Here is a 25111-nt window from a genome sequence, read left to right on the forward strand (position 1 = left end):
ACATGGCGCCCGGTGGGAACCGCGGCTGGCTGCTCCGCCTCGTCATCGCCTTCAGCTTCGCGCAGGGGGCGGTGTCGATGGCCCGGCCCGCCGTCTCCTACCGGGCTCTCGCGCTGGGCGCGGACGAGCGGGCGATCGGTGTCATCGCCGGTGTGTACGCGCTGCTGCCGCTCTTCGCCGCCGTACCGCTCGGCCGCCGCACGGATCACGGGCGGTGCGCGCCGCTGCTGCCCGTGGGAGTCGTGCTCATCTCCGGCGGGTGCGCGCTGAGCGGACTCGCCGACTCCCTGTGGGCCATGGCGGTCTGGAGCGGGGTGATGGGCCTCGGCCACCTCTGCTTCGTCATCGGTGCCCAGTCGCTCGTCGCCCGCCAGTCCGCCCCGCACGAACAGGACCGCAACTTCGGCCACTTCACCATCGGCGCCTCCCTCGGCCAACTGGTCGGGCCGGTCGCGGCGGGCGCGCTGATCGGCGGCTCCGACATGGCGGGCACGAGTGCGCTCGCGCTGCTCGTCTCGGGCGCGGGGGCGGCGGTCGCGTTCACGTCGCTGTGGCGCATCGAGCATCGGGACACGGCGGCCAAGTCCCGTACCGGGCAGGGTGACCGGATCCCCGTCGGACGCATCCTCAGGTCCCGGGGCGTGCCCGGGGGCATCTTCGTGAGCCTGTCCGTGCTGTCCGCGACGGACATCCTCACCGCGTACCTTCCGGTGGTCGGCGAGCACCGGGGCATCGCCCCCTCGGTGGTCGGCCTGCTCCTCAGCCTGCGCGCGGCGGCCACGATCGCCTGCCGTCTGGTGCTGACTCCTCTGCTACGGCTGCTGGGGCGCGCGTTGCTCCTCACCGTGACGTGTCTGCTGGCGGCCGTGCTGTGCGCGGGCATCGCGCTGCCGGTCCCGGTGTGGGCGCTGGCCGTCGTCCTCGCCCTGCTCGGCTTCTGCCTCGGCGTGGGGCAGCCGCTGTCCATGACGACGGTCGTCCAGGCCGCCCCCGACGGCGCCCGCTCCACCGCCCTCGCCCTGCGGCTGACCGGCAACCGCCTCGGCCAGGTCGCCGCACCGGCCACCGCGGGCATGGTCGCGGGAGTGGCGGGGGTGGCCGCACCGTTCGTGATGCTGGGGACCTTGCTGCTGCTGTCGGCGGGGGTGGCGCTGCGGTCGCCGGGGCGGACCGAGGGGACCGGGCCGGCCGCGGGGAAACGGCCGAAGCGCCCGGAATTGCGCCGCACGAGCGATATCTGACGGCGCGCCGGGCGTCGGTGCGGCCGACCTTCGCGCGCATGAAGGAGAGTGCTGCCGAAAGAGCGATTTGTATGGAAATCGTCTGAATCGGAGGAGCGCGCATGCCCACCCTGAAACTCCCACGTACCTTCCGCGTCCGCACGGGCGCCTCGGTCGTCCTCACCGCCCTCGCGGCGGCCGGCGCATCGTGGGTGGCGGCGCCGACCGCATCGGCCCAGGGCGAGAACGGCGACATCAGGATCCACCACGTGGGCGTGCCTTTCGGCGTCTCCAAGGATGATCCCCGGGTCTGCAAGTTCTACCTGGATGCCGTCAACTTCGACATCCTCACCAGCATCGCCTACACCATCACACCCCAGCCTCCGCTGCCCACCGCCGCCACCACCACCGGCATCATCCAGCTCGCCGGAGGTGCCGGTCACACCGACCCGCTCGGGGTGGCGGACGGGCAGTACAAGATCACCTGGATCGTGGCGGGCGCCCCCAAGGAGAAGGTCTTTCGCGTCAACTGCCACGACGGCAAGCGCGACGCGGAGCGCCGGCCGGGCGACCAGATCCAGGACCAGCAGCGCGAGGGCGGGGGCTGGGGTCAGAACGACCCCAGCGGCCCGAAGGGCGGAGTGCACGCGGGCGGCGGCGGTCTCGTCGACACCGCGGCCGCGTTCGCTCCGGTGACCGCCGCGGGGGCCGTCGGCCTGGTGGCGGTCGGCGGTGTCGCGTACTTCCGGCTGAACCGCCGTCGGCCCAATGGCGCCGCGTAGGCGCAGACGCAGGCCCTGGTACCGGACCCGGGCCTACCGCCTCACCAGGACGGCCCTGCTCACGGTCGTCCTGGTGACGGTGGGGGTCCGGTGTACGGGTGACGACAAGCCGACCGCGCCGGACGGGCCCGAAGGTCCGGACACCGTGGCGGCCGCCGGACCGGACGCGGCCGGTGAGCCGCCCCCCTCCGCCCGCCCCGCGCCCACCCGAACGCCCCCACCTCGCCCGCTGCCCCGCGCCCGGCCGACGACCTTCCGCATCCCTTCCCTGGGCATCGACGCCCCGGTCACGGGCCTCCGGCTCACCAAGGGCCGGGAGTTGGCGACACCACCGGTGGACAAACCGAAGCTCGTCGGCTGGTACGAGGGCGGCGCCACGCCCGGCGAGTCCGGCACGGCGATCGCCGTGGGCCACCGCGACACCAGGACCGGCCCCGCCGTCTTCGCCGCGCTCGCCCAGGTGAAGCCCGGCAAGGTGATCGAGGCGCGGCGCGCGGACGGCCGTACCGCCGTCTACACCGTGGACCGGGTGAAGGTCTTCGACAAGGCGGGCTTCCCCGACAAGGAGGTCTACGGCCCAGCCCGGCGCCCGGAACTCCGCGTGATCACCTGCGGTGGACTCTTCAGCCGGCGCACGGGCTACACCAGCAACGTCGTCGTCTTCGCGCATCTCACCCAGACCCGCGAGCCGCGCCCGGCGAAGAGCGCGACGGCGCGCTGGGGAGCATGACGGCACCCCTCCTCGGGCCGTCCGTCGTCTCGCAGGCTGGACCGGAGCCCCCGATCCCGCCCAGTCTCTTCCCCAGGCCGCATGCATTCCGTTAACTTCCGTGACTCACAGCCCCGTACGACCCGCACGGGGCCTCTCGACCGCGGAGCACCAGCGCCTGAACCAGCCCCCGGGGGCACCGTCATGACACGCGCCATATCTCTGCACCACGTGAGCAAGACCTACACCCGGGGGATCCGGGTGGTGGACCGGCTCTCGCTGGACGTCGCGCCCGGCGAGTTCCTCGTCCTGCTCGGCCCCTCCGGCTGCGGGAAATCCACCGTCCTCAGGATGATCGCCGGACTGGAGGAGATCACCGAGGGCCAGCTCAGGCTCGACGGCGAGTACGCCAACGACCTGCTGCCCGCCGAGCGGCGGATGGCGATGGTGTTCCAGAACTTCGCCCTCTACCCGAACATGACCAGCCGGGGGAACATCGGCTTCCCGCTGCGCATCGAGGCCCCCGGCGAGGACCCGCGCGCACGCGTGGACGCCACCGCCCGCATGCTGGGCATCGAGGACCTCCTCGACCGCTACCCGGGCCAGCTCTCCGGCGGCGAACGCCAGCGCGTGGCGATGGGCCGGGCCATCTCCCGTCACCCCTCCGCCTTCCTCATGGACGAGCCGCTGTCCAACCTCGACGCCAAGCTCCGCAACCATCTGCGTGCCGAAATAGCCGGGCTCACCCGGGAGTTGGGCGTCACCACGGTGTACGTCACACACGACCAGGCCGAGGCGATGTCGCTCGGCGACCGGGTGGCCGTCCTGCGCGGCGGAGTCCTCCAGCAGGTCGACACCCCGCGCTCGGTGTACGGGCTGCCCCGCAACGTCTTCGTCGCCGCCTTCATCGGCACCCCGCGCATCAACCTTCTGCGCGGGCTGGTCCGGGCCCCGCTGGACGGAGCCATGACCATCAGCCTCGGCAAGCAGTACCTGCGGCTGCCCGAACCCCTGTCCCTGGACCACCAGTTGCTCCGCGTCCAGCAGGGCCGTGAGGTGATCGTGGGCCTGCGCTCGGAGGCGATCCGCATCGCCGAACGGACCTCCGCCCGTCCCGGGGAGATGCCGATCACCGGCCTGGTGGAGCACGTGGAGTTCCAGGGTCACGAGGTCCTCGTCCACTTCAACACCGGCTCCCGCCCGGCCCTCGTCCCCGACCTGGAGGCCCCGCGCCCGGCCCCGCGCCCGCCCCGGCGCCGTCGCCGCGACGGCACGGTCCTGGACCGCCTGAGAGACCGCGCGGTCTCCCTGCGGGCGGGCCCCGTCGTGGTCCTGGAGGACCCACCGGACCCCGAACCCCCTGCGGCCGATCCACGCCTCCCCGGCGACCTCGTCGTCCGCACCACCCCGGACATCGACCTCCGCCGCGGCATGCAGGTCCCCCTCCTCGTCGACATCTCCCACCTCTTCGTCTTCGACCAGCACGGCGAACGCATCTGCCCGTCCCCGGACCACCTGCCGGACCTGGACGAGTGAGGGCGGGGGAAGAGGGCCCTTCTCACCGGACCAGCACCAGGGCCCTCCTCGCCGGCGCCGCGCCGACCGCCTACGGCACCCTCGCCGAGGCCGACTCCTCGACGCCGGAGCGCGGGGCGCCGTACGTCGAGACGCAGCTCCTCTTCGGCGCCAGGCGGCCCGGCGGCGGAGCGGCCGTCACCGGTCGGCGGTTCGTGGCCTTCGTCGGGCGAAGAAGACATTCGGGCAGGAAACCGTGGGCCGGGTGGACGGGCGGGCCCGTGTCGACTTCTGATGTCCGTGGAGGGTTCGGCCCGCTCTGGCGCGAGAAAACTATCGCCGCTAGTTTATGAGGCCGGACGACAGCACGTCACGGCCCAGCCCGGGAGGACGCACCATGAAGGCGCACGACGGCATGTACATCGAGGGCGAGTGGCGTCCGGCCACCGGCCCGGACGTGATCGAGGTCGTGAACCCGGCCGACGAACAGGTCATCGCGCGAGTTCCGGCCGGCACCGCCGAGGACGTCGACCTCGCCGTACGGGCCGCCCGCGCCGCCCTCCCGGCCTGGGCCGCGACCGCCCCTGCCGAGCGGGCCGCGCGGCTGGCCGCGCTCCGGGACGTGCTGGCCGCCCGCAAGGACGAGATCGCCGAGACGGTCACCGCCGAGCTCGGCTCGCCGCTGAAGTTCTCGCAGAACGTCCACGCCGCCGTCCCCGTCGCGGTCGCCGCCTCCTACGCCGAGCTCGCCGCGACGCACCCCTTCGAGGAGAAGGTCGGCAACTCCACCGTCCACCAGGAGCCGGTCGGCGTGGTCGCCGCGATCACGCCCTGGAACTACCCGCTCCATCAGATCGTCGCCAAGGTCGCGCCGGCCCTCGCCGCGGGCTGCACGGTCGTCCTCAAGCCCGCCGAGGACACCCCGCTGGTCGCCCAGCTCTTCGCCGAGGCGGTCCACGAGGCCGGCGTCCCGGCCGGTGTCTTCAACCTGGTCACCGGCCTCGGCCCGGTCGCCGGGCAGGCGCTCGCCGAGCACCCGGACGTCGACCTGGTCTCCTTCACCGGCTCCACCGCGGTCGGTCGCCGGATCGGCGCGACCGCCGGTGCCGCGCTGAAGAAGGTCGCCCTGGAGCTGGGCGGCAAGTCCGCCAACGTCATCCTGCCGAGCGCCGACCTGGCCAAGGCGGTCAACGTCGGCGTCGCCAACGTGATGTCCAACTCCGGCCAGACGTGCAGCGCCTGGACCCGGATGCTGGTGCACACCGACCAGTACGACGAGGCCGTCGAGCTCGCCGCCGGCGCCGCCGCGAAGTACGGCGAGCGGATCGGCCCGGTCGTCAACGCCAAGCAGCAGGCGCGGGTGCGGGGTTACATCGAGAAGGGTGTGGCCGAGGGAGCCCGGCTGGTCGCGGGCGGCCCCGAATCGCCGCGAGAGCAGGGCTACTTCGTCGCCCCGACCGTCTTCGCCGACGTGACACCCGACATGACGATCGCCCAGGAGGAGATCTTCGGCCCGGTCCTGTCGATCCTGCGCTACGAGGACGAGGAGGACGCCCTGCGCATCGCCAACGGCACGGTCTACGGCCTCGCGGGCGCGGTGTGGGCCGGTGCCGAGTCGGAGGCCGTGGCCTTCGCCCGCCGGATGGACACCGGGCAGGTCGACATCAACGGCGGCCGCTTCAACCCCCTTGCCCCGTTCGGTGGTTACAAGCAGTCCGGCGTCGGCCGCGAGCTCGGCTCGCACGGTCTCGCCGAGTACCTCCAGACCAAGTCCCTGCAGTTCTGAGGAGCCGTCCCGTGGTTCGTGCCGCCGTCCTTCCCGCCGTGGGCGCTCCCCTGGAGGTCACCGACATCGACCTCCCGGACCCCGGCCCCGGCCAGGTCCGGGTCCGGCTCGCCGCCGCCGGGGTCTGCCACTCCGACCTGTCCCTGTCCAACGGCACCATGCGCGTCCCCGTCCCGGCCGTCCTCGGTCACGAGGGCGCGGGCACGGTCGTCGCCGTGGGGGAGGGGGTCATCGGGGTGGCGCCCGGTGCCGGAGTCGTCCTCAACTGGGCTCCCTCCTGCGGCACTTGCCACGCCTGCGCGCTCGGCGAGGTCTGGCTGTGCGCCAACGCCCTCAACGGCGCCGCCGACGTCTACGCCCGCACCGCCGACGGAACCGACCTCCACCCCGGCCTGAACGTCGCCGCGTTCGCCGAGGAGACCGTCGTCTCCGAGTCCTGCCTCCTGCCCCTCCCCGAGGGCATCCCGCTCACCGACGCGGCCCTGCTGGGTTGCGCCGTCCTCACCGGCTACGGCGCCGTCCACCACTCGGCGCGGGTGCGGGAGGGCGAGACGGTCGCGGTGTACGGCGTCGGAGGCGTTGGCCTGGCCGCACTCCAGGCGGCCCGGATCGCCGGGGCCTCGAAGATCGTCGCGGTCGATGTCTCCCCGGAGAAGGAGGAGTTGGCGCGCGCGGCCGGAGCCACCGACTACGTGATCGCCTCCGAGAACACCGCCCGCGAGATCAGGGGCCTCACCGGCAAGCAGGGCGTCGACGTCGCCGTCGAGTGCGTGGGCCGCGCGTCGACCATCCGCACGGCCTGGGACTCCACCCGCCGCGGCGGCCGTACGACGGTCGTCGGCATCGGTGGCAAGGACCAGCAGGTCACCTTCAACGCCCTGGAGATCTTCCACTGGGGCCGCACCCTCGCGGGGTGTGTCTACGGCAACTCCAACCCCGCCGAGGACCTCCCGGTACTCGCCGAGCACGTCCGGGCGGGCCGCCTCGACCTCGGTGCCCTGGTGACGGAACGGATCGCGCTGGACGGCATCCCGGCGGCGTTCGACAACATGCTGGCGGGCAAGGGCGGCCGGGCGCTGGTGGTGTTCTGACCGACGGTTGCCCGGACCCCGCCTCGGGTGCTCCGGGCAACCTTCGCGCACAACCGTTGACCCCATACCGTCCGGTCAGTATGTTCGGCCGCCAACGTCCCCACGCACCCACCGGAGTGTGCACCACATGGACACGGCCCCTTCCGCTCACCCCACTTCCGTCACCGCGCCGGCGTCTCCCCACCGCCGTCGCGTCGCGACCGCGGCCGCTCTCGCCTCCGCCGTCGAGTGGTACGACTACTTCGTCTTCGGCATAGCCGCCGCCCTCGTCCTCGGCGATCTCTACTTCCCGACGGGCAGCTCCTCCGCCGGCGTCCTCGCCGCCTTCGCGACCTTCGCCGTAGGCTTCCTCGCCCGCCCGATCGGCGGCATCGTCGCCGGCCAACTCGGCGACAAGCGCGGCCGCAAGCCCATGCTGGTCCTCGCGCTCACGCTCATGGGCGTCGCCACCACTGGCATCGGCCTGCTGCCGACGTACGACACGATCGGCGTCGCCGCCCCGATCCTGCTCGTCCTCCTGCGCGTCGTACAGGGCGTCGCCGTAGGCGCGCAGTGGGGCGGCGCGATGCTGCTGGCCACCGAGTACGCCCCCGAGGGCAAGCGCGGGCTGTACGGCAGTGTCGTCCAACTCGGTGTCCCCATCGGCGTGGTGACCGCCAACACGGTCTTCCTGCTGGCCGGGGCGTTCACCACCGACTCCGGGTTCGCTGCCTGGGGCTGGCGCATCCCGTTCCTCATCGGCCTGTTCGTCCTCGCGCTCGCCCGGTACATCCACACCAAGGTCGAGGAGACCCCTGAATTCCGCCGGGCGGAGCGGGAGCTGGCCGAGAAGGAGGAGACCGGGCAGAGTTCCCCGCTGCGCACGATCCTCCGCCACCACCTCGGCACGGTCCTGCTCGCGGGCGGCTCCTTCGCCGTGAACACCGCGACCTTCTACATCCTGATCACCGGCGTCCTCGACTACACCACCCGCGAACTCGGCATGAAACGCAGTGCCGTTCTCACCGTCTCGCTCTGTATCAGCCTCACCCAGCTGGTGCTGATCCCGGCCGCCGCCGCGCTCTCCGACCGCCTCGGCCGTATCCGGATCTACGCCATCGGCGCGGTCGGCATCGCCCTGTGGGCCGTACCGATGTTCCTGCTGATCGACACCGGGTCGCTGCTGTGGCTGGCGGTCGGCACATTCGTGGCCGGGTGCTTCCTGAGCATCATGTACGGGCCCCAGGCCGCCCTGTTCGCCGAGCTGTTCACGCCCGAGATGCGGTACACGGGCGCCTCCCTCGGCTACCAGATCGCCGCCGTGCTCGGCGGTGGGCTCGCGCCCTTCCTGATGGTGCTGCTGCTGGAGGCGACCGGCACGTCGATGGCGGTCTCCGGATACATCATCGTGCTCTCGGTGATCGCGCTGCTCTGCATCAAGGTGCTCGCGGGCAGGGCGCGTTCACGCGGAGTCTGAGGCCTTCTCGGGCCGCGGCTCCGGTGCCTCCACCGGGGCCGCGGCCGCCCGCGCACGGGAGCGGGACACCGCCACGCCCGCCAGGCACAGCGCCCCTCCCACGAGCGTGAGCAGGCCGGGGATCTCGCCGAGCGCCAGCCACGACATCAGGACGACCAGGGCGGGCACCGCGTAGGTGGTCGCACCCATGCGGCTGGCGGTCGTGCGGGCGAGGGCGTAGGCCCAGGTGGTGAAGGCCAGAGCAGTGGGGAACACCCCCAGGTAGACCATGTTGAGCGTCGCCGAGGCGGGGGCGTCGGCCGCCTCCGACACCAGTTGGCCGGCGAACGGCAGGCAGACGACGGCGCCGGTGAAGCAGCCGAACGTCGTCACCTGGAGCGGGGTCGCGGAGCCCAGGGCCGGCTTCTGCGCGACGACTCCGCCGGCGTAGGCGATCGCCGCGAGCAGGCACAGGACCACGCCCAGCACCGAGGAGCCGCCGTCGTCCGACATCGACAGGCCCACGGTGACCGCGCCCGCGAAGGACACCGCCATGCCCGCGAGGAGCCTCGGGGGCATCGCGTCTCCCAGCAGGCGCGCGCCGAGCAGGGCGATCAGGATCGGGCCGATGTTCACGACCAGGGCCGCGGTGCCCGCGTCCACCTGCTGTTCGCCCCAGTTCAGGACGACCATGTAGAAGCCGAACCAGAGGACGCCGGAGATCGCGATGCCGCGCCAGGCGGAGCGTGGGGGGAGCCCCTCCCGGCGTATCAGGCAGATCACGCCCAGGGCGAGTGCCCCCGAGAGGAGCCGGCCGAGAGCCAGCGCGCCGGGTGAGTAGGCGGCGCCCGCGCTGCGGATGGAGACGAAGGCGGAGGCCCAGAGGACGACGGTGACGGTGGCCGCGGCGGCGGCGAGGAGTTCGGTGCGGCGGAGGGAGGTCATCACTTTCCAGAGGCTGGAGAAGGGTCGGGTGGGAGAGCTCGCGGATTTCGGACGGATCGGTCGCGACAGCCTCAGCGCAGTGCTTCCGTGCCGAGTCCCAGGAGGTCGGCCAACGCCCGTTCTCCCGTCGCCGTCACCTTCACCGCCCGCTCCGAGCCGATGCGTACGCACCAGCCCGCGTCCAGCGCGTGCCGGCAGAGAGCCGCTCCCGCCACCCCCGCCAGGTGCGGTCGGCGTTCCGTCCAGTCGAGGCAGGCTCGGGCCAGAGGGCGGCGGCCGCCGCGGTCGAGGGGGATGCCCGCGGTCTCGAACCACGCCAGGCCCGCGTCCGTGAGGGCGAAGCCGGTGTCCTGGAGCAGTAGTCGACGTGACGTCAGCGCGTCTGTCAGGGCGATGCCCAAGCGGCCCGCGAAGTGGTCGTAGCAGGTGCGTCCCCGGGCCATCGCCGAGCCGGCGCTCGACTCCCGAAGACTGCGCGGGCGTGGGGACGAGTCCGGGTCCGGGGAGACCTGAGCGGCCAGGTCCTCCACCAGGTGGGCCACCCTCGCGTCGGCCACACGCACATACCGGTGGCGTCCCTGGCGCTCCTCCGTCAACAGACCGCCGGCGACCAGTTTGCCCAGGTGCTCGCTCAGGGTCGACGGGGCCACACCCGCATGGCGGGCCAGCTCGCCCGCCGTCCAGGCCCGGCCGTCGAGCAGGGCCAGCAGACAGGCGGCCCGGGTCTCGTCGGCGATCAGGGCGGCGAGCCTCGCCAACCGGGGTGCCTGCGGGTCCTTGGTCATGCGTCCAGCATCGCGCAGGGACGCTTCGGCGCCCACCGAAATATCGCTACGCCATGTCTCCGACCTGCTCGTACTGGAGCGCAAGTCCGTCCAGCAGAGCCTTCAGTCCCGTCTCGAACGCCCGCTCGTCGATCTTCTCCTGCCGCTCGGCGAGAAGGTGGGCCTGGCCGAGATGGGGATAGTCCGCCGGGTCGTACGCGCTCTCGTCGTCCACGAAACCCCCGGCGAACGAACCGAGCGCCGAGCCCATGATGAAGTACCGCATCAGCGCCCCGATGGACGTGGCCTGTGCCGGGGGCCAGCCCGCGTCGACCATCGCGCCGTAGACCGCGTCGGCCAGGCGCAGCCCCGCGGGACGGCGGCCGGGGCCCTGGGCCAGGACCGGGACGATGTTGGGGTGGTCGCGCAGGGCGGTCCGGTACGAGAGGGCCCAGTCGTGCAGGGCGGTCCGCCATGCCCGGCCGTCCTCGAACATCGACAGGTCGACCTGGGCGCTCACCGAGTCGGCGACCGCCTCCAGGATCTCGTCCTTCGTGCGGAAGTGGTTGTAGAGGGACGGGCCGCTGACGCCGAGTTCCGCCGCCAGCCGGCGCGTGGACAGCGCCGCGAGACCCTCCGCGTCCACGAGCGCGCGGGCCGTCTCGACGATCCGGTCGGTGCTGAGGAGGGGCTTGCGCGGTCGGGCCATGGCGCACATAGTAGGGCTGCGGAACGTAAACTAGCAGTGCTAATTTAAAGGTGTCCTTCTCAAGTGAGGTGATCTCGTGGTCGACCTGGGGCTCAGCGAGGAACAGGCCGCCGTCCAGCGGCTGGCGCGGGACTTCGTCACCCGGGAGATCGCCCCTCATGTCGTCGCCTGGGACCGCGCCGAGGAGGTCGACCGGTCCCTGGTCAAGAAGCTCGGCGAGGTCGGCTTCCTCGGGCTGACGATCGACGAGGAGTACGGCGGCTCGGGCGGCGATCATCTCGCGTACTGCCTGGTCACCGAGGAGCTGGGGCGGGGGGACTCGTCCGTGCGCGGGATCGTGTCCGTCTCCCTGGGGCTGGTCGCCAAGACGGTCGCCGGGTGGGGGAGCGAGGAGCAGAAGCGGCGCTGGCTTCCCGGGCTCACCTCCGGCGAGTACGTCGGCTGCTTCGGCCTCACCGAGCCCGGCACCGGGTCCGACGCGGGCAACCTCGCCACGCGTGCGGTGCGGGACGGTGACGACTTCGTCATCGACGGCACCAAGATGTTCATCACGAACGGCACTTGGGCCGACGTGGTGCTGTTGTTCGCCCGCTCGACGGATGCCCCCGGCCACAAGGGCGTGTCCGCCTTCCTCGTGCCGACGGACACCCCCGGCCTCACCCGCCGGACCATCCACGGCAAGCTCGGCCTGCGCGGGCAGGCCACCGCCGAACTGGTCCTCGAAGGCGTACGCGTGCCCGCCTCCGCGATGCTCGGCGAGGAGGGCAAGGGCTTCTCCGTCGCCATGTCCGCGCTGGCCAAGGGGCGGATGTCGGTGGCGGCGGGGTGTGTGGGCATCGCCCAGGCCGCGCTGGACGCGGCCGTCCGGTACGCCGGTGAGCGCGAGCAGTTCGGCAAGCCGATCGCGGGCCACCAGCTCGTCCAGGAGCTGATCAGTGACATCGCCGTCGACGTGGACGCGGCCCGGCTGCTGACCTGGCGGGTCGCCGACCTGATCGACCGGGGCCGGCCGTTCGCCGTCGAGTCCTCCAAGGCCAAGCTCTTCGCCTCGGAGGCCGCGGTGCGCGCCGCGAACAACGCCCTGCAGGTCTTCGGCGGGTACGGCTACATCGACGAGTACCCGGCGGGCAAACTGCTGCGGGACGCCCGGGTGATGACCCTGTACGAGGGCACGAGCCAGATCCAGAAGCTGGTGATCGGGCGGGCGTTGACGGGGGTCTCGGCGTTCTGAGTACCGTCTGAGTACCTGAGCGGATGTGGCCGGGGTCACGGACGGCCGAGACTGTGGCCATGAGTGACACACCGGTCAAGCAGCAGAACACGGCCGCCTTCTACGGCCAGGCCGTCGCCTCCTTCGCCGTGGCCATGGCCGCCACGGCCGTCGGAATCTTCCGCCTGAACGCCGACGCCTGGGTGCGGGGCTTCCTCGCGATCGCCGTCCTGTACCTCGTCACGTCCGCCTTCACGCTCGCCAAGGTCATCCGCGACCGCCAGGAGGCCGGCCAGATCGTCAGCCGCGTCGACCAGGCCCGCCTGGAAAAACTCCTCGCGGAACACGACCCCTTCGAGAAGCTCTGACGGGGCCGTCCGGAGGACTGTCCGACCCGGTGCCGGTCTCGCGGGCCCGGTCCGGGAGTCTTGACCGGGCCTGACCCGGCTCGGCTCCTGTTCGGCTCCGCGGATTCCGGCCCCGGGGCCGGCTCTGAGCGGGGACGGCGCGGGCACACTGTGCGAGCTTCCCGCCCGGCCGCAGGCGCCCCCAGGAGACCGACCGCTCCGACGTCGAGCAGCTCCCCCGGGCCCGCCCCGAGCCGCTCCCGCGTCACGGCCCCTTTCGTCCCGCTCCGGCCCCGCGGCCGGCGCCCGCTGAGCGGACAGGCTAAGCGCTCGCTCAGGTTCGGCGGTATGGTGGGGGTTCTGCCAGTGGAGAGGGGCGTGCGATGAGTACGGCGGAGGAGACGGCCGACGGCGAGACGTCGGCGTGGGGCGAGGTCACGCCCGACGCGGCGCGGCGGCTGCTCGTCGCCGCGGTGGAGGCGTTCGCCGAGCGCGGCTACCACGCCACCACGACCCGGGACATCGCGGGCCGGGCCGGGATGAGCCCCGCCGCGCTCTACATCCACTACAAGACCAAGGAAGAGCTGCTGCACCGCATCAGCCGGATCGGCCACGCGAAGGCGCTGGAGATCCTGCAGGTCGCGGCCCGCCGCGAGGGCACCGCGACCGAGCGGCTCGCGGACGCGGTGAGCTCCTTCGTCCGGTGGCACGCGGGCGGCCGTACCACCGCCCGGGTCGTCCAGTACGAACTGGACTCCCTCGGCCCCGACGCCCGCGCCGAGATCCTGGCCCTGCGCCGGCAGTGCGACGCCGAGGTGCGCGGGATCATCGAGGACGGCATCGCCTCCGGCGAGTTCGACGTCCTCGACGTCAGGGGCACCACCCTCGCCGTCATGTCGCTCTGCATCGACGTGGCCCGCTGGTTCAACGTCGACGGCCCCTGGACGCCCGACGAGGTCGGCGCGCTCGACGCCGACCTCGTGCTGCGCATGGTGGGCGCGGCCAAGTGAGGGCCTACAGGTAGTACCGGGACACCGACTCCGCCACGCACACCGGCTTGTCGCCGCCCTCGCGCTCCACGCTGAACGCGACGGTGACCTGGACACCGCCCGTCACGTCGTCGACGCCGGTGATCTGTGCGGTGGCCCGCAGCCGGGAGCCGACGGGTACCGGTGCGGGGAAACGCACCTTGTTCGTCCCGTAGTTGACGCCCATCTTCACACCCTCGACCTTGATCAGCTGCGGTCCGAACAGCGGCAGCAGGGACAGGGTGAGATAGCCGTGCGCGATGGTCGTGCCGAAGGGGCCCTGCGCGGCCTTCTCCGGGTCCACGTGGATCCACTGGTGGTCACCGGTGGCGTCCGCGAACAGGTCGATGCGCTTCTGGTCGACCTCCAGCCAGTCGGTGTACCCGAGCTGCTCGCCCACCGCCGCCTTCAGGTCGTCCGCGCCCGTGAAGATCCTCGGCTCTGCCATGTCCCTGCCTCCTCGCCACATAATGTCTAAGCGACTGCTTAGCATGGTCGGCCCGGGAGCCCCTGTCAACGGACCGCGAGGGTGACGGCATGGGTAGGGTTCGAGGGGTGCCCCAGATTCCCGAGAAGATCCACGAACTCACGGTCGGCCAGCTCGCCGCCCGCAGCGGCGCCGCCGTCTCCGCCCTGCACTTCTACGAGTCCAAGGGCCTGATCAGCAGCCGCCGCACCACGGGCAACCAGCGCCGGTACTCCCGTGACGCGCTGCGCCGAGTCGCCTTCGTCCGGGCCGCCCAACGCGTCGGCATCCCCCTGGCCACCATCCGCGACGCCCTCTCCGAACTCCCTGAGGAACGCACCCCCACCCGCGAGGACTGGGCCCGCCTCTCCGAGGCCTGGCGCTCCGAACTCGACGAGCGCATCAAGCAGTTGAACCGTCTCCGCGACCACCTCACCGACTGCATCGGCTGCGGCTGTCTCTCCCTCGACACCTGCGTCCTGTCCAACCCGGACGACGTCTTCGGAGAGCGGCTGACGGGGTCCCGGCTGCTGGTGGAGCGGAGCGGAGGGCGCCGATGACCCGTACGGGCGGTGCGGCATCCGCTCCGTCGGCACCCGGCGTCACCGCAATCCGTCCGGCACCCGGCTGTACCGGAAACGGATGGTGGCTCCTCCCCACGCCTGGTAGCGTCGCGATCTTCGGCCGGTGAAGACACCGGGTCCGGAGTCCTGACGGGACCAACTCCCATGACGTCAAAGGCCCTTGACGCAGCCCTCGCGGACATCGACACCGTGTTCAACGGCTTCGCGAGCCCCACCGAGACCGGATGCGAGCGGTGTTACCTCCCTGCGGAGACGGCGTATCTGCGTACGCCGTACAAGCGGGTGCCCGCCGATCTGGTCAGCCGTTTCGTCTTCGAGGTCCCCGGTCACTTCGAGGACCACGCGGCGGTGATGCGCCGCCTCCTGCCGCAGACGGTGCACGCCATGGCCGACGGGAGTCTGCGCGGCGTCGGCTGGGAGGAGCACGGCCTGAGCCGGGTGGACTGGCGGGACTGGCCGTCCGAGCAGACGGCAGCCGTCGAGGCGTTTGTGCACGCGTGGTGGGACGACACACTTACGACGCCCGAGCCGCCTTATCCGGTCCACGAGGTGTTCGAGACCTGCGTCTCGATCCTGGGCGACCTGACACCGCTCCTCGACCGCTTCCGGACGCAGCCGGTCGTGGCGGCGCATGTCGTCAGTTGTGCGAGGGCCTGGCTGTTCGACCTGATCACCGACGACTCGCCGTTCTGCTGGTGGTACGGCGGTGACGACGCATCCCTTGTCGCCGTGCTCCAGTCCTGGCTGGCGGCACACGCGCCCGCCTGCCTCCGTGCCGAAAACGAGCCCGAGCTGGCGCAGCGGGCCGAACTCCTCGGCCTGCCCTACGACGAGCGCTGGGCCCACCCGTACTGGACCAGTGCCTCGGCCACCAACTGAGCGTTGGACAGGGCGCGTCGGCCGTCCGGCAGAACCAGCGTGTCCTCCAGGCCCATCCGGGTCGCGAGGCCCAGTCGTCCGGCCAGCCGCAGTACCGGCCAGGCGCCGGCGTCCTCGCCGTGCAGCAGCACCGGGCGGCCGTGCGCCGTACCGAGCTCGGCGAGGAGCGTGCGCGCGGCGGCTTCCGCCGCGTCGGTGTCCGTCACCTCCGCGAGAACACGCAGCACCTTCGGCCCGAGCGGTGACACCGCGAACCGCGCCGCCGCGTCCGTGGCCGACCAGATGCCGGCCTCCACACCGACTCCCAGGTCGATCAGCGCGGCGGCCGTCTCCTCGGCGCCCGGCTCGTGCCAGTTCACCGAGGCATGGTCGGGCAGCACGGTCCAGCCCCGGACATGGGCGAGCCGGGCCGCGGGGTCCGGTTCGGCCCAGGCGCCGGTCGTCACGCCGACCGGGACCGACACCCGCGCGCGGATCGCCTCAAGTGTCGCCGCGACCACCCGCGGCGACAGACTGTCCTGCCCACAAGGGGTCTTGGGGTGGACATGGATGTCCGTGGCGCCCGCCGCGACGGCCTCGGCCGCCGCCTGCGCCATGGACCCGGGCGTGAGCGGCACCGCCGACCCGTCGGCGGCCCCGCGCGGGCCGTTGAGACACACCTGCACCATTCCTCGATGGTGCCAGGCGGCACCGACAGTTCAACCCTGTCCAACAGGGGGCGCGGCATCCCCGGCGCACCCCCGGTGCGCTCGTACGCTCTAGGCCGACATCAGCAACCGTCCGCGCCTGGCGTCCGCCAGGGCCTCGGGGGTGAGCACGGGCCGCGGCACCAGAATTCCGCAGTCCACGCAGACCGGACCGGTCGAGGGTTCGTGGTCCAGTTCGTACTTCCAGACGAGCCGCTCCCCGTCGCACACCGGGCACACCGCGCCCGGTTCGCGCTCCAGTGCGGAGATCAGCCTGCGCAGCACCTCGGCCAGCGAGTCATCGGGGTGCACCCGGGGGTCGTCGCACCACGCGACTCCGAACCCGCCCCAGGTCAGCCGGTGCCAGTCGTCCACACTGCCCGGCCGACGCAACCCGTCGTGCTTTTCCTTCTTGCGCCGCTCGGCGAACTCGACCTCGTAGGCCAGCCAGACCGAACGCGCCTCCTCCAGTTCCTCCAGTGCGGCCACGAGCCGCGCCGGATCGGGGGAGCGGTCCTCGGGACCGAATCCCGCCCGGGAGCACAAGTGGTCCCAGGTCGCCCTGTGCCCGTAAGGGGCGAACCTCTCAAGGCACTTGCGCAGCGAGTAGCGCCGAAGCGCCAGATCGCACCGCGGATCCCGTACCTGTCTCGCCAGACTCCGGAAACCGGCCATCGCCCTGCACCTCCGTCACACCTGCACCTGTACTTCGGTCACTTCGGCGTCGCCGTACGGCCATTGCACGGCGTTGCCGAATAGACGTATCGACAAGCGATTTGGCTCCATCCGATTTCCGATGCCCCCCATAAGCTCGAGAACCCCTGCCAAAACTTGACGCATGTTCATCTTCAATCCCGGGGATACCGGCGGTAACGTCCGGCCACACCCCCCGTCGGTTGGAGCTGCCATGCCACGGCGCACCTCACGCACCGCACTCGACAGACTGAGAACTCCCGGCAGGCTCACCGGGTTCCTGAAGTCCGCATCCCTATGCGTCCTGATTGCCGGTCTTTTGTCCCCGCTTGCCCAAACCGCGTCGGCGGCCGAGGCCACGGCGGCCAACGACTACTGCGGCGGCCAGTGTTCCGACATCCTGCCGCCCGGCGAGAACGGCAACGCCACCCTCGCGCAGGTCCTCCTCAACCAGGCCTTCGGCACCCAGCCCGACCACGCCGAGGACCAGCTCGGCCCCTACGCCAACCTGGCCAAGGGGTACCCCACGCTCACCAACTCCACCATCAACACGTTCTTCAACGATGCGTCCTTCGGGGTCGCCTCCGACCAAGTCGCCTCCACCCTGAGCCCCGCGGGCCGCACCGACGTGACGATCGTCCGTGACAAGAAGACGGGCGTACCGCACATCACCGGTACCACCAGATACGGCACCGAGTTCGGCGCGGGCTATGCGGCCGCACAGGACCGGCTGTGGCTCATGGACGTCTTCCGGCACGTGGGGCGCGGCCAGCTGACCGCCTTCGCGGGCGGCGCCGCCTCCAACCAGGGCCTGGAGCAGCAGTTCTGGCGCAACGCGCCCTACAGCGAGGCGGATCTGCAAGCACAGATCGACAACGCCGTCGCCAGCAACGGCGCCCGTGGCCAGCAGGCCCTCGCCGACGCCAACGCCTACCTCGCCGGCATCAACTCCTACATCGACGCCTCCGACAGCGGCCGCTACTTTCCCGGCGAGTACGTCCTGACCGGCCACAAGGACTCGGTCACCAACGCCGGCACCATCGACCACTTCAAGATCACCGACCTGGTCGCGCTGGCCTCCGTCATCGGCTCCCTGTTCGGTTCCGGGGGCGGCGGCGAGGTCAACAACGCGATCTCGCTGATGGCCGCCCAGGAGCGGTACGGCGTGGCGAAGGGCACCGAGGTCTGGGAGTCCTTCCGGGAGCGCAACGACCCCGAGGCCGTCCTCACCGTCCACAACGGCGAGAGCTTCCCGTACGCCGCCAAGCCCGCGAACGCGCAGGGCGAGGCGCTGCCCGACGCCGGCTCGGTGACCACCGAGCCCCTGGTCTACGACCCCACGGGCACCGGCGCCGACCAGAGCGCGAACGCGGCCTCCGCCACGGCGACCGCGAACGCCCTCACCTCCGCCAAGCGCGGCATGTCCAACGCCCTCGTGGTGAGCGGCAAGTACACCGCCAGCGGCCACCCGGTCGCCGTCTTCGGACCGCAGACCGGCTACTTCGCCCCGCAGCTCCTCATGCTCCAGGAGATCCAGGGCCCGGGCATCAGCGCCCGCGGCGCCTCCTTCGCGGGCCTGAGCATGTACGTCGAACTCGGCCGCGGCCAGGACTACTCGTGGTCCGCCACGACCTCCGGCCAGGACATCATCGACACCTACGCCGTCGAGCTGTGCCAGGACGACTTCCACTACCTGTACCACGGCACCTGCACGGCCATGGACAAGATCGAGCAGAAGAACTCCTGGGCCCCGACCACGGCCGACGGCACCGCCGCGGGGTCGTACACGATGCGGGTCTGGCGCACGAAGTACGGCCCCGTCGAGTATCGGGCGACCGTCGGCGGCAAGAAGGTCGCCTACACCACCCTGCGCTCCTCCTTCATGCACGAGGCCGACTCGATCATCGGCTTCCAGATGCTGAACGACCCGGACTACGTCAAGAGCCCGGGGACCTTCCAGAGCGCGGTGCAGCACATCAACTACACCTTCAACTGGTTCTACGCCGACTCCGCGCACACCGCGTACTACAACAGCGGGAACAACCCGGTGCGCGCATCCGGCGTCGACGCCGAGTTCCCGGTGTGGGCGCAGGCGGCGTACGAGTGGAGGAACTGGAACCCGACGACGAACACCGCCGACTACACGCCGGCCTCCGCGCACCCCAACTCGATCGACCAGGACTACTACATCTCCTGGAACAACAAGCAGGCCAAGGACTACACGACCGCGTCCTGGGGCGACGGCTCGGTGCACCGCGGGAATCTCCTCGAGGACCGGGTGAAGAAGCTGGTCGCCGCGGGCGGGGTCACCCGGGCCTCGCTGGTGAAGGCCATGGCGGACGCGTCCCTCGCCGACCTGCGCGCGGAGGACGTCCTGCCGGACCTGCTCAAGGTGGTCAACAGCTCGACGGTCACCGACTCCACGGCCGCGGCCGCGGTGAGCAAGCTCCAGACCTGGGTGACGGCCGGCGGCAAGCGCACCGAGACGTCGGCCGGTTCGAAGAAGTACGCCGACGCCGACGCGATCCGCATCCTGGACGCGTGGTGGCCGCTGCTGGCCAAGGGCATCTTCGAACCGGGTCTCGGCACCGGCCTGTACACCGCCATGCAGGCCAACCTGCCCGTCGACGAGTCCCCGTCGGCCGCGCACGGCCCCACCGGCGCCCACGCCGGCAGCTCCTTCCAGTACGGCTGGTGGAGCTACGTCGACAAGGACGTCCGCGCGGTGCTCGGTGAGAGCGTGCAGGGCCCGCTGACGGACAAGTACTGCGGTGGCGGCAGCCTCAGTGCCTGCCGGGACATCCTCATCAGCACTCTGAAGGCCGCGGCCGGCAAGACCGCGGCCCAGGTCTACCCCGGCGACACCCTGTGCTCGGCGGGCGACCAGTGGTGTGCCGACTCGATCGTGCAGCGCACCCTGGGCGGCATCAAGCACTACAACATCAGCTGGCAGAACCGTCCGACCTTCCAGCAGGTGGTGGAGTTCACCTCGCACCGGTGAAACACAGGTAGCCGAACGGCTGTTGGCGGCGGGTCAGTGGATACGGCCCGCCGCCAGCACCAGTCGGGCCAGCTCGCGATGGCAGATGTCGCTGTGCGCGCCCGCGGGCGGTCCGCCCCGTCTGACGACGGCCGCCGCGTCGACGTTCACACAGCCCTTCACGGGCAGCTTCTTGAGGGCGTCGGCGAGCTTCAGGGAGGCCGTGCCCGGCACCGCCTGCACCCCGTCGTATCCCATCGCGCCCCACTTGTCGCCCAGCATCCGGCCGATGCCGAAGGCCGTGACCCCCTGCGCGTCGCCCGCCATCCGCGAGGCCAGCGGATACAGCGTGCCGAGCGCCGAGTCATGGCTGGAGAAACAGCACACGAGTGGCCCGTCGACACGGTTCTGCTGCCCCTGGAGCACCCCTGTGGCCCGCGCGTCGTGCGGCAGCCGGGTCGCGAACGCGTAGTGCGAGAAGGCCCCTTGGAGCAGCGTGACGGACTTGACCGTCCGCACCCCGTCCGGCAGCCCGCGCAACGCGAACGACACCAGCCGCCCGCCGAAGCTGTGCCCCACGAGATGCACCCGAACTCCGGGCGCCGCCGCGGCGAGCTGCCCGATCACCCGGCCGAGTCCCCGCTCGCCGACGGTGCCCGCGCGTCGCTTCATCGCGTAGTACGTCCCCTGCCGGAGCAGTTCGTGGGCGCCGTCCCACGGGTTGGGAATCGTGAACCCCTGTGCTCCGTCCGGGGATTCGAGAAGGGAAATGGCCTGCGCGAACTCCTCGCACACCGTCGCCGCGGACCCGGCGAAGATCTCCGGCTGGTCCTGCGGCGCCCCCTCCGCCAGCGTGTCCGCCGCGAACAACGCCTGCGGTCCCGGCGGCACGACCTCCACCAGCATCCGCACCAGCCGCCCGAACTCCTCCAACTCCGCCTCTTCCCGCGGCTGTTGGTCCAGCAGCCGGGCCAACTGGTCGATCACGGTGGCCCGGCCCGGGAAGGTGTCCAGCAGCGCGTGCCGGGTGTCCTTGTCGAGCACCGGGCGCGGCGGCATCTCGGCGGCCACCGCCCGCGGGAAGTCCGGGATCGGCTCGTCCGAGAACCGCATCGACGGCCATACGACCCCCACGTACCCGAGCCTCGCGGCCGGCGCGAGCTCCGGGAACGGAGCGAAAAACTGGCTGTAGAGCCGGGTCGCGCCCGAGCGGTCGCTGTTCCAGCCGTGCGCGAAGACGACCAGGTCCTCGACGCCCCGGTGCACCACCTCCGCGAGCAGCCGATCCGCCGGCCGGTGTCCGGGTCGCCGTCCGCGTCGAACGTCAGCTCCCAGTAAGGCGTCACACTCATCGCCGGATCCGCCATCACCGACCCCCTCGTCCCCCGCAGTGGTGCGCATCGTCCTGCTGCCGGGCGAGGTTGGCCATACGTCACGGCTCATCCGTAGAGGAGGTAGTTCTTTCGAATCCGCCGGAAAGCGCTCAGCTCCTCGTGCCAGCCCGCCACGACCTCGTCGGTACTCGCACCGGCGTCGATCATCGTGCGGACCCGGGTGGAACCGGTGAGCTTGTCGATCCAGTTGTCCGCCCGCCAACCGAACCCGGACCAGGTCCTCCTGGCGGTCACGAGGAGGGCGATGCCGGTGCGGACGGGGTCGTACGCGGGCCTGTCGTGGACGTGGATCTGTACGCCGCCGATCGTCCTGCCCTGGAACTTGGAGAACGTGGGAGCGAAATAGGCCTCCCTGAAGTGCACACCGGGCAGGCCCAGTTCGCTTACGGCGGCGGCCCAGCGGCCGTCCAGGCCCTCCGCGCCCAGTAGTTCGAAGGGGCGGGTGGTGCCGCGGCCCTCCGAGAGGTTCGTGCCCTCGAAGAGGCAGGTACCGGAGTACACCAGGGCGGTGTCGGGGGTCGGCATGTTCGGGCTCGGGGGAACCCAGGGGAGGTCCCAGGCGTCGTAGAACTCCGAGCGCCGCCAGCCCGTCATCAGGACCGTGTCCAGCGGCACGGGGGTGGTGAGGAACTCGCCGTTGAAGAGGCGGGCCAGCTCCGCGACGGTCATTCCGTGCGCCTGGGAGATGGGCTGTCTGCCCACGAAGGTCGCGAACTCCCTGTGCAGGACCGGCCCCAGGGCCGCGCGGCCGGTGACCGGGTTCGGCCGGTCCAGGACGACGAAGCGCTTTCCCGCGAGCTGCGCCGCCTCCATGCAGTCGTACAGGGTCCAGATGTACGTGTAGAAGCGGGCGCCGACGTCCTGGATGTCGAAGACGATCGTGTCCACGGCGGAGGCGGTGAAGATGTCGGCGAGGGGCCCGCCGCTCTTCAGGTACGTGTCGTAGACGGGCAGGCCGGTCGCGGGGTCGTCGTAGCGGCCCTCCGAGCCACCGGCCTGGGCGGTGCCCCGGAAGCCGTGCTCGGGGCCGAAGACGGCGGTCAGGTTCACTCTCTCGTCGGCGTGCATCACGTCGACGATGTGGTGGACGTCGCGGGTGACGCCGGTGGGGTTGGTGACGATGCCGATACGCTCGCCGCGGAGTTGTTCGTAGCCGGATGCGGCGAGGTTCTCGAAACCGGTCCGCCTGCGGCTGGGCCGGACCGCGTGGGCAGGCGGGGCCGAGGTGAGTGAAGCTGCTGCCGTTGTCGCTGCGAGGAGGGCTCGTCTGGATAGGCGCATGGTGTGCACGGTAGGCGCTCCCGCGGGTTGTGGGGAGGGTACGCGTGCTTCGTGGCCGGTCGCGCAGTTCCCCGCGCCCCTGGGGCGATCCCCTCACCCTTTCCTTCAACATACCGACCGGTTAGTCTGGGCCCGCAGTCGAGCCGTAGTCGAAGGAGACCGATGGTGGAAGCCCTGCACGACGCCGGAGTGGTTGTGACCGGAGCGGGAGGTGGCATCGGGGCAGCGCTGGCCCGGCGGTTCGCCGCTGAAGGGGCTCGGGTCGTCGTCAACGACCTTGATGCCGGACGGGCCAAGGACGTTGCCGAGGAGATCGGAGGGATCGCCGTCGCCGGGGACGCCTCTGCCGTGATCTCCGACGCTCGTGACGCCCTGGACGGCGTTGTCGACGTCTACTGCGCCAACGCCGGGGTCGCCTTCGGGGGCGACTCGCTCGACGAGAGTGCCTGGGCCACCTCCTGGGACGTGAACGTCATGGCCCATGTACGGGCCGCGCACGCGTTGCTCCCGGAGTGGCTGGAGCGCGGGAGCGGGCGGTTCGTGTCGACCGTCTCCGCCGCCGGGCTGCTGACCATGATCGGGGCCGCCCCCTACGCCGTCACCAAGCACGGGGCGTACGCCTTCGCCGAGTACCTGTCGCTGACATACCGGCACCGGGGGGTCAAGGTGCACGCGATCTGTCCGCAGGGAGTGCGGACCGACATGCTCGCGGCCACCGGGACCGCGGGTGACCTGGTGCTCAGGCCGACCGCTGTCGAGCCGGGGGACGTGGCCGAGGCGCTGTTCCGGGGGATCGAGGAGGACCGGTTCCTGATCCTGCCGCACCCCGAGGTCGCCGAGTACTACCAGGCGCGGGCCGCCGAACCCGATCGCTGGCTGGCCGGCATGAACCACCTCCAGCGCAAGTGGGAGGAGGTCCGATGAGCGAGTCCCGTTACGCCGCCAAGCCCTGGCTGGCACTGCTCAGCGAGGCCCAGCGCGGGCCGGTCGAGCCCGACGCCTCGCTGGTGAACGCCCTGCGGCGGGCCGTCGCCGAGGCGCCGGAGCGGCCCTTCCTCGCCTACTTCGACGGGCGGCTCAGCTACCGCGAGGTCGACGAGCTCAGCGACTCCGTCGCCGGGCACCTCGCCGCCGGCGGTCTGGAACGCGGGGCCCGGGTGGCGATCCTGCTGCAGAACTCGCCCCTGTTCGTGCTCGCACTGCTCGGCGCCTGGAAGGCGGGCGCGGTCGTCGTGCCCGTCAACCCCATGTACAAGTCGGGGGAGGTCGGGCATGTCCTGCGGGACGGCGAGGTGGCCGCCCTGATCTGCTCCGACCGGGCCTGGGAGTCGTATCTGCGCGAGACGGCGGCCGGCTCGCCGGTGCGGATCGTGCTCACCGGCTGCGAGCTGGATTTCCAGACCCGCGGGGACGCGCGCGTGCTCACCTTCGAGCGGCTACCGCAGGCCGAGGACGCCGACGACCTGGTCGCGGTCGCGCGGGCCGGGCACAAGGCGCCCGACGGGCGGGAGGTCACGCCCTCGGACATCGCCCTGATCAGCTACACCTCGGGGACGAGCGGCACGCCCAAGGGCGCCACCAACACGCACGGCAACATCATGTACAACGCCGAGCGGCAGCGGACCGGGCTCGCACTGCCCGAGGCGCCCGTGTACTACGCCCTGGCGCCGCTGTTCCACATCACCGGGATGGTCTGCCAGCTGGGAGCGTGTCTGAACAGCGTGGGCACGCTCGTGCTGACGTACCGCTTCGAGGCGGGTGTGGTCCTGGAGGCCTTCGCCGAGCACCGGCCGCACTACACGGTCGGCCCGTCGACCGCGTTCATGGCGCTCGCCGCCCACCCGGACGTCACCCGCGAGCACTTCTCGTCCTTCGTCAACATCTCCTCGGGCGGTGCCCCGCTGCCGCCCGCCCTGGTGGAGAAGTTCCGGGCCGGCTTCGGGCCGTACATCCGCAACGGCTACGGGCTGACCGAGTGCTCCGCGCCCTGCGCCTCCGTGCCACCGGAGCGGGAGGCGCCCGTCGACCCGGTGTCCGGGACGCTCGCCGTGGGGGTGCCGGGGCCCGAGACCGTCGTACGGATCGTCGACGAGCAGGGCGTCGAGGTGCCCTTCGGCGAACAGGGCGAGATCGTCGTCCGCGGCCCCCAGGTCGTCCCCGGCTACTGGCGCCGCCCCGAAGCGACCGCCGAGACCTTCCCGGACGGCGAGCTGCGTACGGGTGACATCGGCTTCATGGACCCGCAGGGCTGGCTGTACGTCGTCGACCGCAAGAAGGACATGATCAACGCGTCCGGCTTCAAGGTGTGGCCGCGCGAGGTCGAGGACGTGCTGTACACGCATCCGGCGGTGCGGGAGGCGGCCGTCGTCGGGGTGCCCGACGGGTACCGCGGGGAGACCGTCAAGGCGTACATCAGCCTCCGTCCGGGTGTCGAAACCGACCCCGATGCGCTCGCCGTGTACTGCAAGGAGAGACTGGCGGCCTACAAATACCCGCGACAGGTGGAGATCCTGCCCGAGTTGCCGAAGACGGCCAGTGGCAAGATCCTCCGTCGGGAACTCCGTTCCCGACCGCACAACGGTGAATGACCTCTAGGAAGGCAGGTGG

The 25111-nt window shown here is 71.4% G+C and carries 22 protein-coding genes and 1 pseudogene; 15 read left to right on the forward strand and 8 right to left on the reverse strand.

Going from position 1 to position 25111, the window contains the following annotated elements:
- Nucleotides 1-2: 2 nt before the first annotated feature.
- From ABZT02_RS22450 to ABZT02_RS22480, 7 genes are all read left to right on the forward strand, one after another.
- A complete protein-coding gene (locus ABZT02_RS22450) occupies nucleotides 3-1241 on the forward strand; it encodes an MFS transporter (protein ID WP_356019773.1) in 1239 nt (412 codons plus the stop codon).
- Between the two features lie 101 nt (nucleotides 1242-1342).
- On the forward strand, nucleotides 1343-2002 hold the full coding sequence (locus tag ABZT02_RS22455; RefSeq protein ID WP_356019775.1) for a hypothetical protein: 660 nt from the start codon (nucleotides 1343-1345) through the stop codon (nucleotides 2000-2002).
- The gene (locus tag ABZT02_RS22460) at nucleotides 1989-2732 is read left to right on the forward strand and encodes a class F sortase (protein ID WP_356019776.1); all 744 of its coding nucleotides are present in this window, start codon (nucleotides 1989-1991) and stop codon (nucleotides 2730-2732) included. The genes ABZT02_RS22455 and ABZT02_RS22460 overlap by 14 nt, the downstream gene beginning before the upstream one ends.
- A 183-nt stretch (nucleotides 2733-2915) precedes the next feature.
- Nucleotides 2916-4247 carry an ABC transporter ATP-binding protein gene (locus ABZT02_RS22465; protein ID WP_356019777.1) on the forward strand — a complete coding sequence of 444 codons (1332 nt, stop codon included), beginning with the start codon at nucleotides 2916-2918 and terminating at the stop codon, nucleotides 4245-4247.
- Nucleotides 4248-4623: 376 nt separating this feature from the next.
- On the forward strand, nucleotides 4624-6012 hold the full coding sequence (locus ABZT02_RS22470; RefSeq protein ID WP_356019779.1) for an aldehyde dehydrogenase family protein: 1389 nt from the start codon (nucleotides 4624-4626) through the stop codon (nucleotides 6010-6012).
- Nucleotides 6013-6023: 11 nt separating this feature from the next.
- The gene (locus ABZT02_RS22475) at nucleotides 6024-7103 is read left to right on the forward strand and encodes a Zn-dependent alcohol dehydrogenase (RefSeq protein ID WP_356019780.1); all 1080 of its coding nucleotides are present in this window, start codon (nucleotides 6024-6026) and stop codon (nucleotides 7101-7103) included.
- Between the two features lie 127 nt (nucleotides 7104-7230).
- Nucleotides 7231-8559: an MFS transporter gene (locus ABZT02_RS22480; RefSeq protein ID WP_356019781.1), complete on the forward strand. Its 1329-nt coding sequence runs from the start codon at nucleotides 7231-7233 to the stop codon at nucleotides 8557-8559.
- On the opposite strand, the gene ABZT02_RS22485 is transcribed toward ABZT02_RS22480, so the two are convergent.
- From ABZT02_RS22485 to ABZT02_RS22495, 3 genes are all read right to left on the reverse strand, one after another.
- The gene (locus tag ABZT02_RS22485) at nucleotides 8545-9483 is read right to left on the reverse strand and encodes a DMT family transporter (RefSeq protein WP_356020137.1); all 939 of its coding nucleotides are present in this window, start codon (nucleotides 9481-9483) and stop codon (nucleotides 8545-8547) included. The two genes, ABZT02_RS22480 and ABZT02_RS22485, sit on opposite strands and share 15 nt — an antisense overlap.
- A 71-nt stretch (nucleotides 9484-9554) precedes the next feature.
- A complete protein-coding gene (locus tag ABZT02_RS22490) occupies nucleotides 9555-10268 on the reverse strand; it encodes a winged helix-turn-helix domain-containing protein (RefSeq protein ID WP_356019782.1) in 714 nt (237 codons plus the stop codon).
- A 46-nt stretch (nucleotides 10269-10314) separates the two neighbouring features.
- Nucleotides 10315-10956, reverse strand: a complete 642-nt coding sequence (locus tag ABZT02_RS22495) for a TetR/AcrR family transcriptional regulator (RefSeq protein ID WP_356019783.1) — start codon at nucleotides 10954-10956, stop codon at nucleotides 10315-10317.
- Nucleotides 10957-11032: 76 nt separating this feature from the next.
- On the opposite strand from ABZT02_RS22495, the gene ABZT02_RS22500 reads away from it, so the two are divergent.
- From ABZT02_RS22500 to ABZT02_RS22510, 3 genes are all read left to right on the forward strand, one after another.
- Nucleotides 11033-12187, forward strand: coding sequence for an acyl-CoA dehydrogenase family protein (locus tag ABZT02_RS22500; protein WP_356019784.1), 1155 nt, complete (start codon nucleotides 11033-11035; stop codon nucleotides 12185-12187).
- 59 nt (nucleotides 12188-12246) lie between these two features.
- Nucleotides 12247-12534, forward strand: coding sequence for a YiaA/YiaB family inner membrane protein (locus ABZT02_RS22505; RefSeq protein ID WP_020117785.1), 288 nt, complete (start codon nucleotides 12247-12249; stop codon nucleotides 12532-12534).
- 362 nt (nucleotides 12535-12896) lie between these two features.
- Nucleotides 12897-13523: a TetR/AcrR family transcriptional regulator gene (locus ABZT02_RS22510; RefSeq protein WP_356019786.1), complete on the forward strand. Its 627-nt coding sequence runs from the start codon at nucleotides 12897-12899 to the stop codon at nucleotides 13521-13523.
- Between the two features lie 4 nt (nucleotides 13524-13527).
- On the opposite strand, the gene ABZT02_RS22515 is transcribed toward ABZT02_RS22510, so the two are convergent.
- Nucleotides 13528-13989, reverse strand: coding sequence for a MaoC family dehydratase (locus ABZT02_RS22515; protein ID WP_356019787.1), 462 nt, complete (start codon nucleotides 13987-13989; stop codon nucleotides 13528-13530).
- Nucleotides 13990-14096: 107 nt separating this feature from the next.
- Between ABZT02_RS22515 and soxR the strand changes: the two genes are divergently transcribed.
- Both soxR and ABZT02_RS22525 read left to right on the forward strand, forming a co-directional pair.
- A complete protein-coding gene (soxR, locus tag ABZT02_RS22520) occupies nucleotides 14097-14567 on the forward strand; it encodes a redox-sensitive transcriptional activator SoxR (RefSeq protein WP_356019788.1) in 471 nt (156 codons plus the stop codon).
- Nucleotides 14568-14735: 168 nt separating this feature from the next.
- Complete coding sequence (locus ABZT02_RS22525; protein WP_356019789.1) at nucleotides 14736-15470, forward strand: hypothetical protein; 735 nt, start codon at nucleotides 14736-14738, stop codon at nucleotides 15468-15470.
- On the opposite strand, the gene ABZT02_RS22530 is transcribed toward ABZT02_RS22525, so the two are convergent.
- Together ABZT02_RS22530 and ABZT02_RS22535 are read right to left on the reverse strand one after the other, a co-directional pair.
- Nucleotides 15416-16138 carry a 3-keto-5-aminohexanoate cleavage protein gene (locus tag ABZT02_RS22530; protein WP_356019791.1) on the reverse strand — a complete coding sequence of 241 codons (723 nt, stop codon included), beginning with the start codon at nucleotides 16136-16138 and terminating at the stop codon, nucleotides 15416-15418. The two genes, ABZT02_RS22525 and ABZT02_RS22530, sit on opposite strands and share 55 nt — an antisense overlap.
- Before the next feature lie 90 nt (nucleotides 16139-16228).
- Nucleotides 16229-16831 carry a hypothetical protein gene (locus ABZT02_RS22535; RefSeq protein ID WP_031043581.1) on the reverse strand — a complete coding sequence of 201 codons (603 nt, stop codon included), beginning with the start codon at nucleotides 16829-16831 and terminating at the stop codon, nucleotides 16229-16231.
- Between the two features lie 232 nt (nucleotides 16832-17063).
- Here ABZT02_RS22535 and ABZT02_RS22540 point away from each other — a divergent pair, with 232 nt between their 5' ends.
- Complete coding sequence (locus ABZT02_RS22540; protein ID WP_356019792.1) at nucleotides 17064-19850, forward strand: penicillin acylase family protein; 2787 nt, start codon at nucleotides 17064-17066, stop codon at nucleotides 19848-19850.
- A 33-nt stretch (nucleotides 19851-19883) separates the two neighbouring features.
- Here the strand turns inward: ABZT02_RS22540 and ABZT02_RS22545 are convergent.
- Together ABZT02_RS22545 and ABZT02_RS22550 are read right to left on the reverse strand one after the other, a co-directional pair.
- Nucleotides 19884-21196, reverse strand: a pseudogene (locus ABZT02_RS22545) (serine-threonine protein kinase).
- Between the two features lie 72 nt (nucleotides 21197-21268).
- Nucleotides 21269-22504 carry a DUF1343 domain-containing protein gene (locus ABZT02_RS22550; protein ID WP_356019794.1) on the reverse strand — a complete coding sequence of 412 codons (1236 nt, stop codon included), beginning with the start codon at nucleotides 22502-22504 and terminating at the stop codon, nucleotides 21269-21271.
- Between the two features lie 162 nt (nucleotides 22505-22666).
- On the opposite strand from ABZT02_RS22550, the gene ABZT02_RS22555 reads away from it, so the two are divergent.
- Both ABZT02_RS22555 and ABZT02_RS22560 read left to right on the forward strand, forming a co-directional pair.
- Complete coding sequence (locus ABZT02_RS22555) at nucleotides 22667-23428, forward strand: SDR family oxidoreductase (RefSeq protein ID WP_356019795.1); 762 nt, start codon at nucleotides 22667-22669, stop codon at nucleotides 23426-23428.
- Nucleotides 23425-25092, forward strand: a complete 1668-nt coding sequence (locus tag ABZT02_RS22560; protein WP_356019797.1) for an AMP-binding protein — start codon at nucleotides 23425-23427, stop codon at nucleotides 25090-25092. The genes ABZT02_RS22555 and ABZT02_RS22560 overlap by 4 nt, the downstream gene beginning before the upstream one ends.
- The last annotated feature ends 19 nt before the right edge of the window (nucleotides 25093-25111 follow it).

The sequence above is a fragment of the Streptomyces sp. NPDC005402 genome (assembly GCF_040606575.1).
GTDB lineage: Bacteria > Actinomycetota > Actinomycetes > Streptomycetales > Streptomycetaceae > Streptomyces.

Bases quoted from the DNA above. Each gene is read 5' to 3' on its own strand.
- ABZT02_RS22540 (WP_356019792.1), top strand. From the start codon at position 17,064: ATGCCACGGCGCACCTCACGCACCGCACTCGACAGACTGAGAACTCCC.
- ABZT02_RS22455 (WP_356019775.1), top strand. From the start codon at position 1,343: ATGCCCACCCTGAAACTCCCACGTACCTTCCGCGTCCGCACGGGCGCC.
- ABZT02_RS22480 (WP_356019781.1), top strand. From the start codon at position 7,231: ATGGACACGGCCCCTTCCGCTCACCCCACTTCCGTCACCGCGCCGGCG.
- ABZT02_RS22510 (WP_356019786.1), top strand. From the start codon at position 12,897: ATGAGTACGGCGGAGGAGACGGCCGACGGCGAGACGTCGGCGTGGGGC.
- ABZT02_RS22535 (WP_031043581.1), bottom strand. From the start codon at position 16,831: ATGGCCGGTTTCCGGAGTCTGGCGAGACAGGTACGGGATCCGCGGTGC.
- ABZT02_RS22505 (WP_020117785.1), top strand. From the start codon at position 12,247: ATGAGTGACACACCGGTCAAGCAGCAGAACACGGCCGCCTTCTACGGC.
- ABZT02_RS22495 (WP_356019783.1), bottom strand. From the start codon at position 10,956: ATGGCCCGACCGCGCAAGCCCCTCCTCAGCACCGACCGGATCGTCGAG.
- ABZT02_RS22555 (WP_356019795.1), top strand. From the start codon at position 22,667: ATGGTGGAAGCCCTGCACGACGCCGGAGTGGTTGTGACCGGAGCGGGA.
- ABZT02_RS22550 (WP_356019794.1), bottom strand. From the start codon at position 22,504: ATGCGCCTATCCAGACGAGCCCTCCTCGCAGCGACAACGGCAGCAGCT.
- ABZT02_RS22470 (WP_356019779.1), top strand. From the start codon at position 4,624: ATGAAGGCGCACGACGGCATGTACATCGAGGGCGAGTGGCGTCCGGCC.
- ABZT02_RS22515 (WP_356019787.1), bottom strand. From the start codon at position 13,989: ATGGCAGAGCCGAGGATCTTCACGGGCGCGGACGACCTGAAGGCGGCG.
- ABZT02_RS22560 (WP_356019797.1), top strand. From the start codon at position 23,425: ATGAGCGAGTCCCGTTACGCCGCCAAGCCCTGGCTGGCACTGCTCAGC.
- ABZT02_RS22485 (WP_356020137.1), bottom strand. From the start codon at position 9,483: ATGACCTCCCTCCGCCGCACCGAACTCCTCGCCGCCGCCGCGGCCACC.
- ABZT02_RS22530 (WP_356019791.1), bottom strand. From the start codon at position 16,138: ATGGTGCAGGTGTGTCTCAACGGCCCGCGCGGGGCCGCCGACGGGTCG.
- ABZT02_RS22490 (WP_356019782.1), bottom strand. From the start codon at position 10,268: ATGACCAAGGACCCGCAGGCACCCCGGTTGGCGAGGCTCGCCGCCCTG.
- ABZT02_RS22525 (WP_356019789.1), top strand. From the start codon at position 14,736: ATGACGTCAAAGGCCCTTGACGCAGCCCTCGCGGACATCGACACCGTG.
- ABZT02_RS22465 (WP_356019777.1), top strand. From the start codon at position 2,916: ATGACACGCGCCATATCTCTGCACCACGTGAGCAAGACCTACACCCGG.
- ABZT02_RS22460 (WP_356019776.1), top strand. From the start codon at position 1,989: ATGGCGCCGCGTAGGCGCAGACGCAGGCCCTGGTACCGGACCCGGGCC.
- ABZT02_RS22450 (WP_356019773.1), top strand. From the start codon at position 3: ATGGCGCCCGGTGGGAACCGCGGCTGGCTGCTCCGCCTCGTCATCGCC.